The organism is Krasilnikovia cinnamomea, assembly GCF_004217545.1.
GTDB classification, from domain to species: domain Bacteria; phylum Actinomycetota; class Actinomycetes; order Mycobacteriales; family Micromonosporaceae; genus Actinoplanes; species Actinoplanes cinnamomeus.
Genome location: NZ_SHKY01000001.1, coordinates 6,700,698 through 6,713,726, shown reverse-complemented (window position 1 = coordinate 6,713,726; position 13,029 = coordinate 6,700,698). Strand labels below are relative to the sequence as shown.

Genomic DNA, 13,029 nt, shown 5'->3' with positions numbered 1-13,029 from the left:
TCGGCCCGGAACCCCCGGGGCTGAGGGTCCCAGGGGGTTCCGGGCCGGCGGCGGGACTCAGCCCGCCTGGGCGAAGACGCTGCTGCCCCGTACGTCGGCCGCGGTCAGCGTGGTCAGCTCGGCCAGACCGATCGGCTCGCGCAGCGCGGCCAGCCGGATCGCCTGCCGCAACCGGCACCGTTCGAGCGCGTTGCGGATGCTGCGGGCGTTCGCGAACCGCGGCATCGCCATCCGCAGATCGACGTACGCGTCGAACGCCGCCCGCGCGTCCGGCGTGAACGAGTAGCTGTCGCGCGACAGCATCAGCTCGGCGATCCGCACCAGCTCGTCGTGGCTGTAGTCGTCGAAGCGGATGTGGTGGGCCACCCGGGAGCTGAGGCCGGGGTTGGACGACAGGAACTTCTCCATCCGGTCCGCGTACCCGGCGAACACCACCACCAGCGAGCCGCGCTCGGACTCCATCTCCTGCAGCAGGATCTCGATGGCCTCCTGCCCGTAGTCGCGTTCGTTCTCCGGGCGGTGCAGGTAGTACGCCTCGTCGATGAACAGCACCCCGCCGGCCGCCCGGGCGATCGCCTCCTTCGTCTTCGGCGCGGTGTGTCCGATGAACTGCCCGACCAGGTCGTCGCGGGTCACCGCGACCACCCGCGGCGTGCGCAGGTAGCCCAGCGCGTGCAGCATCTCCGCGATCCGCATCGCCACCGTGGTCTTGCCGGTGCCGGGACCGCCGGTGAAGCTCATGTGCAGCGACGGTTTGCTGGCCGAGAGTCCGAACCGGGTCCGGGCCCGGCTCACCAGCAGCAGCGCCGCGATCTCGGCGAGGCGCCGCTTGACCGCGGTGAGCCCCACGGTGTCGCGGTCGAAGTCGGCCAGCACCGCGCGGGCCTTCGCGGCGGCCTCGTCCGCGTTGAGGTCGATGCGCGCGTCGTCGGGCAGCAGTTCCGGCTCCTGCCGCGCTCCCGCGGGCCGCATCGAGAACCCGGCGGTGGTCATGGCGCCGCGTACCGCGCCCCGGTGGGCGCCTCGGTCGCGTACGGCTGGAACGAGTAGCGCTGCACCCGGTCGTGGGCCTCGGTGCGGACCAGGCGGAAGCCGGGCTCGTGCGCGGGCCGCTGGACGAGGAAGCTCAGCGCCGTGGTCTGGCGCCCCAGCCGCGCGTCGTACGCCAGCACCCGTACGTAATGCTGCGGGAACGCGGCCCGGCAGTCCTGGATCTCACGCACCACCGCGTCGGGTTCGGTGAGGTCGAACATGGGCAGGCCCCACATGTCCCAGTACACGTTGCGCGGGTGCGGGTCGTCGGTGTACTCGACCGAGACGGGCCAGCCGTTGTCGAGGGCGTACCGGACCTGCGCGGCGATCTCGTCGTCGGTCAGCTCGGGCAGGTAGGAGAAGGCTCCGTGGCGCAGATACATGTCTGTGGTCTCCTATCGGCTGGCGGTGACGACGACGTCGGGGGCGTCGGTGGCGGCGTAGTCGAACGTGACGTCGCCCCAGGTGGACAGCGCGGCGTCGAGCGGCCCGCAGCGCTGGGCGGCGGCCCGCAGCACGGTGGGGCCCTCCTTGAGCAGGTCCTTGCCCTCGTTGCGGGCCTTGATGATGGCTTCCAGCGCCACCCGGTTGGCCTCGGCGCCGGCCGCGATGCCCATCGGGTGCCCGATGGTGCCGCCGCCGAACTGCAGGATGACGTCCTCGCCGAGCAGGTCGATGAGCTGGTGCATCTGGCCCGCGTGGATGCCGCCGGACGCGACCGGCATGACCCCGGGCATGCTGGCCCAGTCCTGCTCGACGTAGATGCCGTTGGCGGGGTTGGCCGGGACGTGGTCCAGGCGCAGCGTGTCGTAGAAGCCGCGGGTGGTCGCGGGGTCGCCTTCGAGCTTGCCCACCACGGTCCCGGCGTGCACGTGGTCGACCCCGATGAGGCGGCACCACTTGGCGATGACGCGGAAGCTCACGCCGTGCGTCTTCTGCCGGGTGTACGTCGAGTGCCCCGCCCGGTGCAGGTGCAGCAGCACACCGTTGCGGCGGGCCCAGTTGGCCATCGACTGCATGGCCGTGTAGCCGACCGTCAGGTCGATCATGATGATGACGCTGCCCAGTTCCTTGGCGAACTCGGCCCGCTCGTACATCTCCTCGACGGTCGCCGCGGTGACGTTGAGGTAGTGGCCCTTGCTCTCGCCGGTCTCGGCGATCGCCCGGTTCACCCCCTCCATGCAGTACAGGAACCGGTCGCGCCAGCGCATGAACGGCTGCGAGTTGATGTTCTCGTCGTCCTTGGTGAAGTCCAGGCCGCCCCGGCACGCCTCGTAGACCACGCGGCCGTAGTTGCGGGCCGACAGGCCCAGCTTCGGCTTGACCGTGGCGCCGAGCAGGGGGCGGCCGTACTTGTTGAGGACCTCGCGTTCCATCACGATGCCGTGCGCCGGACCCTGGAAGGTCTTCACGTACGCGACGGGGATGCGCATGTCCTCCAGGCGCAGCGCCAGCAGCGGCTTGAAGCCGAAGACGTTGCCGATGATGGACGACGTCAGGTTCGCGATCGACCCCTCCTCGAACAGGTCGATGTCGTACGCGACGTGCGCGAAGTACTCCCCCGGCCGCCCGGGCACGGGATCCACCCGGTACGCCTTGGCCTGGTAGTGGGTGTTCGCGGTGAGCCGGTCGGTCCACACCACGGTCCAGGTGGCGGTCGACGACTCTCCGGCCACCGCGGCGGCGGCTTCGAGGGGGTCGACCCCGGGCTGCGGCGTCACCCGGAACACGGCGATCACGTCGGTGTCCTTGGGGACGTAGTCGGCGTTGTAGTAGCCCATGCTCGCGTAGCTGTGAACCCCGGGGTTCCACCTGTCCTCATTGGTCATGCGCTCGACACTGCCGCCCGGACAGTCAATCCGTCCAGCGAGCTTTCCCCGTCGACACTTGAGGATTCGCTTGTCTATCGTGACGCCATGACCCCCGCGCGGCTGCAGACGTTCCTGGCGATCCACGAGTGCGGCTCCGCCCGGGCGGCGGCCCAGCGGCTGTCGGTCACCGAGTCGGCCGTGTCGGCGTCGCTGGCCGCGCTGCACGCCGAGGTGGGCGTCACGCTGTTCGAACGCAGCGGCCGAGGGCTGCGGCTCACCGAGGCGGGCGCGGTCTTCGCCGGGTACGCGCGGCGCATCCTCGGCCTGCTCGACGAGAGCGTCGCCGCCGCCCGCCGCGGTGCCGACGCCGAACGCGGCCGGCTGCGCATCGGCGCGGTCACCACGGCCGGGGAGGCCCTGATCCCGGGTCTGCTGGCGTCGTTCCGGCAGCGCTACCCGCAGGTCGAGGTGACCCTCGACATCGACGTCCGCGACCGGGTGTCGGCGCTGCTGGCCGACCACCGGCTCGACGTGGTCATCGGCGGGCGCCCGGGCGCGGGCCAGGTCACCCGGGCCACCCGGGCGAACTCGATGGTGCTGGTGGCGGCACCCGACCCGGGCGCGGGGCCCACTCTCGACCTGGGCGCGGTGACCTGGCTGCTGCGCGAGGCCGGCTCGGGCACCCGGGACGCGACGCTGGCGCTGCTGCGCCGGATCGGGATCGACCCGCCGCTGCTCACCCTCGGCTCGGTCGGGGCGGTGGTGTCCTCGGCGGCTCTCGGGCTGGGCGTCACCCTGGTCTCCACGGACGCCGTCGAGCACCACCTGCGCGCCGGCACGCTGCGCCGGGTGCCCGCGCCCGGCACCCCGCTGAGCCGGCCCTGGCACGCCGTCACCACCGCCGCCCCGACCGCCACCACCGCGCTGTTCCTGAAGCACCTGACCGATCCCGAGCGGGCGGGCGAGCTGGTGTTCCGGGTGGCCCGATCTCATCCGTCCACCCGCCCGCGCGGGTGAGGCGGTCGCCCGCGTCCCGCCGTACGGTCCTGGGCATCCTGAGGACGCCGCGGACGCGGCCCGACCGTTGGGAAACCACCGTGCCCACCCTGACCGACGGCCCGCTCGGGCGCATCACCCTCACCCGGCACACCATCGAGCAGGAGCACCGCCACCTCGACTCCACGGGCGACTTCTCCGGCCTGCTCAACGCGATCGCCACCGCCGTGAAGATCATCGCCAACCAGGTGAACCGGGGCGAGCTCGCCGCCGACGGGGCGGGTTCCGGCAGGGTGCAGCACCGCCTCGACCTGGCCAGCAACGAGGCGATGGTCGCCGAGACCCTGTGGGGCGGGCACCTGGCCGCCATCGCATCCGGCAAGTCGGCGGGCATCCTGCCGATCCCCGCGCCCTACCGGCGCGGCAAGTACCTGCTGCTGTTCGACCCGCTCGACGGCTCCAGCGACCTGGACGTGAACCTGTCCGTCGGCACGATCTTCTCCGTGCTGCGCAGCCCCCGCCCCGGCGGCGAGGCGCGCGTCGATGACTTCCTGCAGCCCGGCACCGAACAGGTCTGCGCCGGCTTCGCCCTGTACGGCCCCGCCACCATGCTCATCCTCACCACCGGCGACGGGGTGGACGGCTTCACCCTGGACCGCGACATCGGCGCGTTCGTGCTCACCCACCCCCAGATGCGTGTGCCCGAGCAGACCCGGGAGTTCGCCATCAACAGCGCCAACGAACGCTTCTGGGAGGCACCGGTACGCCGCTACATCGGCGAATGCCTGGCCGGGCGCAGCGGCCCCCGCGAGCACGACTTCACCATGCGCTGGGTGGCGTCCCTGGCCGCCGACGTCTTCCGCATCCTCACCCGCGGCGGCGTGGTGCTGTACCCGGCCGACAGCCGCGACCCCACCCACCCCGGCGGCCTGCGGCTGATGTACGAGTGCAACCCGGTCGCGTACCTGATCGAGCAGGCGGGCGGCCGGGCCAGCACCGGCCGCTCCCGGGTGCTGGAGCTCAGCCCCGCCCGGCTGCACCAGGGCGCGCCGCTGGTCTTCGGCTCCCGCGCCGAGGTCGAACGCGTCGAGCGCTACCACTACGAACCCGACGACGACAGCTTCGACGGTTCGCTGTTCAACGTGCGCTCGATGTTCCGGGGAGCCCGCTGATGTCGGCCGAACACCCCGTCGTGGCCATCACCGGCTCCTCGGGCGCGGGCACCACGTCGGTCACCCGGACGTTCCAGCACATCTTCCGCCGGGAAGGGCTGAGCGCGGCCATCGTCGAGGGCGACTCGTTCCACCGCTACGACCGGGAGGAGATGAAGAAGGCGATGGCCGAGGCCGCCGCGGCCGGCAACGTCAACTTCTGCCACTTCTCCCCCGAGGCCAACCTGCTGCCCGAGCTGGCCACCCTCTTCGAACAGTACGGCCGCACCGGCACCGGCCGGATCCGCCGTTACCTGCACGACGACGAGGAGGCCGCCCCGTACGGCCAGGACGCCGGCACGTTCACCGCGTGGGAGGACGTCCCGCCCGGCACCGACCTGCTGTTCTACGAGGGGCTGCACGGCGCGATCGTGACCCCGGACGCCGACGTCGCCCGCCACGCGGACCTGCGCATCGGGGTGGTGCCGATCATCAACCTGGAGTGGATCCAGAAGCTGCACCGCGACCGCACCCAGCGCGGCTACTCCGACGAGGCTGTGATGGACACGATCCTGCGGCGGCTGCCGGACTACGTGCACCACATCTGCCCGCAGTTCTCCCAGACCCACATCAACTTCCAGCGGGTGCCCACGGTGGACACGTCGAACCCGTTCATCGCCCGGACCATCCCGACCGCCGACGAGAGCTTCCTGGTCATCCGGTTCGCCGACCCGAAGGGCATCGACTTCCCGTACCTGCTGTCGATGCTGCACGACTCGTTCATGTCGCGGCCCAACGTGATCGTCGCCCCGGGCGGGAAGATGGAACTCGCCATGCAGCTGATCTTCACCCCGATGATCCTGCGCCTCATGCAGCGCAGGGCCCGGGCGTGACGGCGCGATGTCCGACAAGCTCATCCGGATGATGCGCTCGCGCGGGAGCGAGCCCGCCGAGACCCGGCCGGTCATGCTGGCCGTGGGCGGCGACAGCGGATCCGGCAAGACGACCCTGGCGCGGGGACTCGCCGCGGCCATCGGCGCGCACCGGTGCACCACGATCGGCGTGGACGACTACCACCGCTACGACCGGGCGCAGCTACGGGTGCTGCCGCTGACCGCGCTGTCCCCCGACGCCAACTACCTCGACATCATGGAACAGCACCTGCAGATGCTGGCCACCGGTCAACCCATCCTCAAACCGGTGTACGACCACCGCACCGGCACGTTCGCCCGGACCGAGTACCTGCGCCCCCGCCCGTTCGTCATCGTCGAGGGCCTGTTCCCACTGTTCTCCAAGCTGTCGCGGGCCTGCTTCGACATCACCGTCTTCCTCGACCCGCCCGAACAGATCCGGCACCGGTGGAAGATCCGCCGGGACGCCGCCTGCCGCGGGTACACCGAGTCCGAGGTGCGCCGCGAGCTGGCCCGGCGCGAACCCGACTCGGCCGCGTACATCCGGCCGCAGCGGCGCTTCGCCGACATCGTCGTGCGGTTCGCGCCCGCCCGCGACGGCTCCGACCCGCCGGACACACCGTCCACCGCCGAACTGCTGCTGCGCCCCACCGTGCAGCATCCGCCGCTGACCCACCTGCTCACCGACGACGTCGGCACGGCCCTGTCGCTGAACATCATCCGCGACGACGACGGCACCCCGGTCGACTGCCTGCGGGTGCACGCGGACGCCACCGCCGACGACGCCCGGCTGCTGGAGAAGGCGCTGTGGGACGGTGTCGGCCACGACCGGGAGATCCCGCGCGGGCTGGGGCGCCTCGCCGACGGCGCGCACAGCGAACCACTGGCGATCACCCAGGAACTGCTGCTGTTCCACCTCATGCAGGAGGTGTACCAACGATGACGGCCCGCCGGCTGCGCGCGGTGATCTTCGACGTCGACGGCACCCTCGCCGAGACCGAACGCGACGGGCACCGCCGCGCGTTCAACCTCGCGTTCCGCGACCACGGCCTGCCCTACGAGTGGGGCGTGGAGGAGTACGGCGAACTGCTGGCCGTCACCGGGGGCCGGCGCCGCCTGGCCGGGTACCTCGCCGAGCGCGGCCTGCCCCACGCGGACGGGCTGGCGCAGGTCCTGCACCGGACCAAGACCGCCTACTACACCGACTGGCTGCGCGACGGGCCGATCGTCGCCCGGCCCGGCGTGCCCGAGCTGATGGCCGGGCTGCGCGAGGGCGGGGTGCGTCTGGCGGTCGCCACCACCGGACGCCGGCAGTGGGTGAGCGTGCTGCTCGAACGCCTCTTCCACGGCATCGCGTTCGCGGCCACCGTCACCGGTGACGACGTGACACGGCTCAAGCCGCACCCCGAGGTGTACGACCGGGCGTTACGGGAGCTGCGGATCGAGGCCCCGGACGCGGTTGCCGTGGAGGACTCCCCGCCCGGGCTGGCCGCCGCCACCGCGGCCGGTCTCACCTGCCTGGTGGTGACGTCGGCCTACCACCGGGACATGCCGTTCCCGGGGGCGGCGGCGGTCGTGCCCGGCTACCTGGCCCGCGACATGGCAGACCCCCACCCCCACCCCCGCCCACCCGACGCCCTCACCGCCGGAATCACCGTGGACGCACTACGCAACCTCCACGCCACCACCCCCACCCACCCCTCGATCCGCCGATCTTGATGACATCAGGTCAGGAGCTGACCACAACTCCGCAATGTTCGGGTGGACCCTCGGTTCCTGCCGGGTCACCGTGGGTCGCGGTCGCCCTCGACATCGATGGGCATGGCCCGTACCATTCCCATGCCGACCAAAGGCCGTCATCGGCGGGGGAATGCCGCCGCATCGGACGGGTCCGGTCGCGTGGGTGGGACACACCCGACGACGAGCGAGGTATCGACTCGCTTGAGGAGTGTCATCGTGAGCAGCCACCGGACGCCGATCCGGGTACTGCTGGTCGACGACCACGAGATGGTGCTGCAGGGACTGCGGGCCATGCTGTCCCGCTTTCCGGACGTGGTCGAGGTGATCGGCACGGCCGGCGACGAGGCGGGTGCGGTACGGGCGGTCACCACGGACCGGCCCGACGTGGTGCTGTGCGACGTCCGGCTGCGCCGCGACAGCGGGCTCGACGTGTGCCGGGCCGTGCGCGCCGCCGCACCGGACACCAGGGTCGTCTTCCTCACCGTGTACGACGACGAGCAGTACCTGTACCAGGCGCTGCGTGCGGGCGCGTCCGGGTACCTGCTCAAGCGCGTCGACGGGCAGGAACTGGTCCGTCACCTGGAGAACGTCCAGCTCGGCGACATCGTCATCGACCCGGGTCTCGCCGGGCGGGTGGCCGCGGCCGCCGCCCACGTACGCCGGGGCGAGTTCTGGCCCGGTGCCCGGCTGGGCCTGACCCAGCGCGAGAGCGAGGTGCTGGCCCTGCTCGTCGGCGGCCTGTCCAACAAGGCCATCGCCGCGCGCCTGGTGGTCAGCGACGACACGGTCAAGACCCACCTGCGGGGCCTGTACCGCAAGCTCGAGGTCAACGACCGCGGCTCGGCCGTCGCGGTCGCCCTGCGCGAATCGCTGTTCCATTGACCGAGCGGCAGCGGCCGCCGGGCTGCTCGACGCCCGGCGGTGCGGAGCTCCTCGACCGGATCCGGCACTGGGTGACGCGCGAAGCGGAACTGCCGACCGTGCTGGATCGGGTCGCCGCCGCCCTCACCGACACCCTCGCGGCCGACGGTTGCCTGGTGTTCCGGGTGACCGACGACGGCGACCTCCTACTGACGACGGTGCACCCAACCCCGCAGCACCACACACAGACGACCGAGCGCCCAGGGCCGGGTGAGCACGGGCTGCGGATTCCGCGCGGGTTCGGCGTCACGGGGCGGGTCGCCGCCGACGCGCACCCTGCCGTCCTCGTCGACGACCACCCCCGCAACGCGCGCCACCGGGAGCTGATGGGACTCCAGCCGGGCGAGCCGGTGTCCCGGCTGTGCGCACCGGCCCGGATACCGGGCGGCACGACGGTGGCCGTGCTGGCCGTGTTCAGCAGGCGCCGCCGCGCGTTCACCCGCGCCGAGGTGGACACCGCCCAGGCGGTCGCCGACCTGGTGGCGCTGCGGGTGCACCTGTCCGCGCAGGCGACGGCCATCGACGGATACCGGGACCTGCGCACCACCGCGGTCGCGACCACCGTCACGATGCAGGAGGCCGAGCGCCGCCGGATCGCCGGCGATCTGCACGACGGCGTCACCCAGGCCCTCGCCAGCCTCAGCTTCCGGTTGTCGGCCGCGAAGGCGGCCGTGCACGCGGGCGACATCGACGACGCCGCGCGGCAGGTCGACGCGGCCCGGTCGCTGGCCGATCTCGCGTTCGGTGAGACCCGCAGCGCCATCACCGGACTGCGCAGCCCGATCCTCGACGACCTCGGCCTGGCGGCCGGACTGGCCAGCCTGGCCCGCAACGTGCCGAACCTGCCGATCCAGGTCGACGCGCAGGACCTGTGCCTGCCGGAACACGTGGGCACGTCGCTGTTCCGGGTGGCGCAGGAGGCCGTACACAACATCGTCCGCCATGCGCACGCGAGCCGGGCCGTCATCCGGCTGGCGAAGCATGGCCGCACGGCCATGCTCACCGTCACCGACGACGGCCGCGGCTTCGAGCCGAGCGGTCAGGCGCTGCGCCCCGACGGCACCCCGCACGGCCTGCGCGGCATGGCCGAGCGGGCCCGGCTGCTGGGCGGCGAGCTGCGCGTGCGCTCCCGGCCGCAGGAAGGCACCACCATCGAGGTACGGATTCCCGACGTTCTCTGAACCAGTACGGCGGGAACCCGGGCCCTCGGCCGGAAAATGGCGCAGGTCGTCTCGTGATCAGAGTGCCCGCAGGATGTCCTCCACCCGTTCCTTGGCGTCGCCGAAGAGCATGGCGCTGTTCTCGCGGAAGAACAGCGGGTTCTGCACACCGGCGTACCCGGAGGCCATCGAGCGCTTGAACACGATGACGTCGTCGGCGTCCCACACCTTGAGCACGGGCATCCCGGCGATGGGGCTGCCGGGGTCCTCGGTGGCGGCCGGATTGACCGTGTCGTTGGCGCCGATGACCAGGACGACGGAGGTGTTCGCGAAGTCGTCGTTGATCTCGTCCATCTCCATGACGATGTCGTACGGCACCTTGGCCTCGGCCAGCAGCACGTTCATGTGACCGGGCAGGCGGCCCGCCACGGGGTGGATGCCGAAGCGGACGTCGACGCCCTTGTCCCGCAGCTTGCGGGTGAGCTCGGCGACGCCGTACTGCGCCTGGGCCACCGCCATGCCGTACCCGGGGGTGATGATCACCGAGTCGGCGGAGGTCAGCAGGCTGGCGACGCCCTCGGCGGTGATGTCGCGGTGTTCGCCGTAGTCGGTGTCGTCGGCGGGTCCCGCCTCGATGCCGAAACCACCGGCGATCACGGAGATGAAGGACCGGTTCATCGCCTTGCACATGATGTACGACAGGTACGCACCGGACGAGCCGACCAGCGCGCCGGTGACGATGAGCAGGTCGTTCTCCAGCAGGAAGCCGGAGGCGGCCGCGGCCCAGCCGGAGTAGCTGTTGAGCATCGACACGACGACCGGCATGTCGCCGCCGCCGATGGAGGCGACCAGGTGCCAGCCCAGCAGCAGGGCGAGGACGGTGACGACGATCAGCAGCCACAGCTGCGGCTGGATCACGAACCAGGCCGTGAACACGGCGAACGCGGCGAGGGCACCGAGGTTGAGGAAGTTCTTGCCCGGCAGCATCAGCGGGCTGGACTTCATCCGGGCGGACAGCTTGAGGTACGCCACGATCGATCCGGTGAAGGTCACCGCGCCGATGAAGACGCCGATGACGACCTCGGCGCTGTGGATGCCGAGCAGTTCCTGTCCGCGCAGCAGCCCGGCCTCGGCCCCGTCGAGGTCGGCCTCGACGTGCAGGTAGCCGTTCCAGCCGACGAGCACGGCGGCGAGGCCGACGAAGCTGTGCAGCAGCGCGATCAGTTCCGGCATCCCGGTCATCTCGACCTTGCTGGCCCGGTACAGGCCGATCGCGGCGCCGACGGCGGTCGCCACGATGAGAAGGGCGAGGCCGACGGTGCTGAGTTCGTGGACGATCGCCAGCGCGATCGTCGCCACCAGCGCCAGAGCCATGCCGGCGATGCCGAAGACGTTGCCGATCTTCGCGGTCTCGTGCTTGGACAGGCCCGCCAGCGCCAGGATGAACAGCAGAGCGGCCACGAGGTACGCGGCCTGCGCCGCCGCTTCGATGAATGTCATCAGAGTCAGCTCCTGGAGAACATGGCGAGCATGCGACGGGTCACCGCGAAGCCACCGAAGACGTTGATGCTGGCCAGCAGGATGGCGACGAAGGACAGCGCGGTCACGACGTAGTCGCCGTGCCCGAGCTGCAGCAGGGCGCCGACGACGATGATCCCGGAGATCGCGTTGGTCACCGACATGAGCGGGGTGTGCAGGGCGTGGTGCACGTGCCCGATCACGTAGTAGCCGATGACGATCGCCAGCGAGAAGACCGTGAGATGGCCCCGCATGGCGGCCGGCGACAGCGCGGTCAGCAGGAACAGTACGGCGGCGGCCGCGCCGACGACCGCCAGGCGGCGCGGCGTCGAGGGCGGTTGCTTGGCGTGCTTTTCGGTCGCCACGGCCGCCGGAGCGGGCGCCTGTGCCGGTGCGGCCGACACGGACACGGGCGGGGGCGGCCAGGTCAGCTCGCCGTCGCGTACGACGGTCATCGACCGCTGGACGACGTCGTCGAAGTCCAGCACCAGCCGGCCGTCCTTGGCCGGGGTCAGGAGCTTCATCAGGTTCACCAGGTTGGTGCCGAACAGCTGGGACGCCTGCGCGGGCAGGCGTCCGGCCAGGTCGGTGTAGCCGATGATGGTCACGCCGTTGTCGGTGACGACCACCTCGCCGGGCACGGTGCCCTCGACGTTGCCGCCGTTCGCGGCGGCCATGTCGACGATCACGCTGCCCGACTTCATGCTGGCCACCATCTCGGCGGTGATCAGCCGGGGCGCCGGGCGGCCGGGGATGAGGGCCGTGGTGATGATGATGTCGACTTCCTTGGCCTGCTCGGCGTAGAGCCGGGCGGCACGCTCGTTGTAGTCGTCGGACATCTCCTTGGCGTAGCCGGTGGCGGAGACCTCCACGTCCGGGGCTTGAACCGCGAGGTACTCCCCGCCGAGGGAGCGGACCTGATCCGCAACTTCGGGTCGCGGGTCGGTGGCCCGGACGATCGCGCCGAGGCTGCCCGCGGCGCCGATCGCCGCGAGACCGGCGACACCGGCGCCCGCGACGAGCACCTTGGCGGGCGGCACCTTGCCCGCCGCCGTCACCTGCCCGGTGAAGAAGCGGCCGAAGACGTGCGCCGCCTCGACCACCGCGCGGTACCCGGCGATGTTGGCCATCGACGACAGCACGTCGAGCGACTGGGCGCGCGAGATCCGCGGCACGGCGTCGATCGACAGCGCCGTGATGGGCCGCCGGGCCAGGTCCTCGACGAGGTCGGGGTCCAGCCGGGGGTTCAGGATGCCGATCACGGTGGCGCCCTTGGGCAGCCGGTCGAGCTGCTCCTTCGTGGGCGCATTGACCGCGAACACGATATCGGCGACCAATGGGTCACCGATTCTCGCACCGGACGAAACGTACGCCGTGTCGGCGAACGAGGAGGCGAGACCGGCACCGGCCTCCACCACCACCTCGTACCCCAGCTTGATGAGCTCCGTGACGGTGGCGGGCGTGGCCGCCACCCGGGTCTCACCCAGGCGTAACTCCCTGACTACACCAATGATCATCAGTCGACTCCGCAGCAGACGGTTGACGTTCAGTACGTTGGGACAAGGGCTCGGGGTTCGAGTGGGTCGGGAGGAGTTACCCGGCGGTTGCCGAGCCGTGACCTCGTTCGCGTCGAGTGATTGTTACTTGCCAGTAGGCCGAAGATGACTATGGTTGATATCACATTGTCCGCGTCCACGCCATGCAAACGATCGCCGACAGCCACCGGCATCAGTAACTGAGCGTAATGACACGGGGGTGCGGGCGGAAGCGCCGGGCGATGATCAGCCTG

Annotated in this window: 12 protein-coding genes; 7 read left to right on the top strand and 5 right to left on the bottom strand. The window is 71.1% G+C overall.

What is annotated here, in order from left to right; translation table 11 throughout:
* Nucleotides 1–57 precede the first annotated feature (57 nt).
* Genes EV385_RS30110 through EV385_RS30100 form a run of 3 tightly spaced genes read right to left on the bottom strand, consistent with a single transcriptional unit; the run spans nt 58 to nt 2,861 of the window.
* Nucleotides 58–993, bottom strand: coding sequence for an AAA family ATPase (locus EV385_RS30110; RefSeq protein WP_130512524.1), 936 nt, complete (start codon nt 991–993; stop codon nt 58–60).
* Nucleotides 990–1,415 carry a ribulose bisphosphate carboxylase small subunit gene (locus tag EV385_RS30105; protein ID WP_130512523.1) on the bottom strand — a complete coding sequence of 142 codons (426 nt, stop codon included), beginning with the start codon at nt 1,413–1,415 and terminating at the stop codon, nt 990–992. The genes EV385_RS30110 and EV385_RS30105 overlap by 4 nt, the downstream gene beginning before the upstream one ends.
* Before the next feature lie 12 nt (nt 1,416–1,427).
* Entirely contained in the window at nt 1,428–2,861 is a 1,434-nt protein-coding gene (locus tag EV385_RS30100) for a form I ribulose bisphosphate carboxylase large subunit (RefSeq protein WP_130512522.1), read from the bottom strand.
* A gap of 87 nt (nt 2,862–2,948) precedes the next feature.
* On the opposite strand from EV385_RS30100, the gene EV385_RS30095 reads away from it, so the two are divergent.
* The 7 genes from EV385_RS30095 to EV385_RS34105 all read left to right on the top strand — a co-directional run bounded on the left by EV385_RS30095 (nt 2,949) and on the right by EV385_RS34105 (nt 9,743).
* Entirely contained in the window at nt 2,949–3,860 is a 912-nt protein-coding gene (locus tag EV385_RS30095) for a LysR family transcriptional regulator (protein WP_130512521.1), read from the top strand.
* An 80-nt stretch (nt 3,861–3,940) separates the two neighbouring features.
* Complete coding sequence (locus EV385_RS30090) at nt 3,941–5,011, top strand: class 1 fructose-bisphosphatase (protein WP_242625156.1); 1,071 nt, start codon at nt 3,941–3,943, stop codon at nt 5,009–5,011.
* On the top strand, nt 5,011–5,883 hold the full coding sequence (locus EV385_RS30085) for a phosphoribulokinase (protein ID WP_130512520.1): 873 nt from the start codon (nt 5,011–5,013) through the stop codon (nt 5,881–5,883). The genes EV385_RS30090 and EV385_RS30085 overlap by 1 nt, the downstream gene beginning before the upstream one ends.
* A 7-nt stretch (nt 5,884–5,890) precedes the next feature.
* Entirely contained in the window at nt 5,891–6,844 is a 954-nt protein-coding gene (locus tag EV385_RS30080; protein ID WP_130512519.1) for a phosphoribulokinase, read from the top strand.
* On the top strand, nt 6,841–7,620 hold the full coding sequence (locus EV385_RS30075) for an HAD-IA family hydrolase (RefSeq protein WP_130512518.1): 780 nt from the start codon (nt 6,841–6,843) through the stop codon (nt 7,618–7,620). The genes EV385_RS30080 and EV385_RS30075 overlap by 4 nt, the downstream gene beginning before the upstream one ends.
* A 237-nt stretch (nt 7,621–7,857) precedes the next feature.
* On the top strand, nt 7,858–8,523 hold the full coding sequence (locus tag EV385_RS30070; RefSeq protein ID WP_242625155.1) for a response regulator: 666 nt from the start codon (nt 7,858–7,860) through the stop codon (nt 8,521–8,523).
* Nucleotides 8,520–9,743 (top strand): GAF domain-containing sensor histidine kinase, encoded by a 1,224-nt coding sequence (locus tag EV385_RS34105; protein ID WP_165449656.1) that lies wholly within the window; start codon nt 8,520–8,522, stop codon nt 9,741–9,743. The genes EV385_RS30070 and EV385_RS34105 overlap by 4 nt, the downstream gene beginning before the upstream one ends.
* Nucleotides 9,744–9,800: 57 nt before the next feature.
* Here EV385_RS34105 and pntB read toward each other — a convergent pair whose 3' ends face one another.
* Both pntB and EV385_RS30050 read right to left on the bottom strand, forming a co-directional pair.
* Nucleotides 9,801–11,222, bottom strand: a complete 1,422-nt coding sequence (pntB, locus tag EV385_RS30055) for a Re/Si-specific NAD(P)(+) transhydrogenase subunit beta (RefSeq protein ID WP_130512516.1) — start codon at nt 11,220–11,222, stop codon at nt 9,801–9,803.
* Nucleotides 11,223–11,227: 5 nt separating this feature from the next.
* Nucleotides 11,228–12,757 (bottom strand): Re/Si-specific NAD(P)(+) transhydrogenase subunit alpha, encoded by a 1,530-nt coding sequence (locus tag EV385_RS30050; RefSeq protein WP_130512515.1) that lies wholly within the window; start codon nt 12,755–12,757, stop codon nt 11,228–11,230.
* Nucleotides 12,758–13,029 lie beyond the last annotated feature (272 nt).

What these genes read in the sequence shown, in the direction of transcription:
- EV385_RS30110 (WP_130512524.1), bottom strand. Translation starts at nt 993, where the DNA reads ATGACCACCGCCGGGTTCTCGATGCGGCCCGCGGGAGCGCGGCAGGAG.
- EV385_RS30105 (WP_130512523.1), bottom strand. Translation starts at nt 1,415, where the DNA reads ATGTATCTGCGCCACGGAGCCTTCTCCTACCTGCCCGAGCTGACCGAC.
- EV385_RS30100 (WP_130512522.1), bottom strand. Translation starts at nt 2,861, where the DNA reads ATGACCAATGAGGACAGGTGGAACCCCGGGGTTCACAGCTACGCGAGC.
- EV385_RS30095 (WP_130512521.1), top strand. Translation starts at nt 2,949, where the DNA reads ATGACCCCCGCGCGGCTGCAGACGTTCCTGGCGATCCACGAGTGCGGC.
- EV385_RS30085 (WP_130512520.1), top strand. Translation starts at nt 5,011, where the DNA reads ATGTCGGCCGAACACCCCGTCGTGGCCATCACCGGCTCCTCGGGCGCG.
- EV385_RS30080 (WP_130512519.1), top strand. Translation starts at nt 5,891, where the DNA reads ATGTCCGACAAGCTCATCCGGATGATGCGCTCGCGCGGGAGCGAGCCC.
- EV385_RS30075 (WP_130512518.1), top strand. Translation starts at nt 6,841, where the DNA reads ATGACGGCCCGCCGGCTGCGCGCGGTGATCTTCGACGTCGACGGCACC.
- pntB (WP_130512516.1), bottom strand. Translation starts at nt 11,222, where the DNA reads ATGACATTCATCGAAGCGGCGGCGCAGGCCGCGTACCTCGTGGCCGCT.
- EV385_RS30050 (WP_130512515.1), bottom strand. Translation starts at nt 12,757, where the DNA reads ATGATCATTGGTGTAGTCAGGGAGTTACGCCTGGGTGAGACCCGGGTG.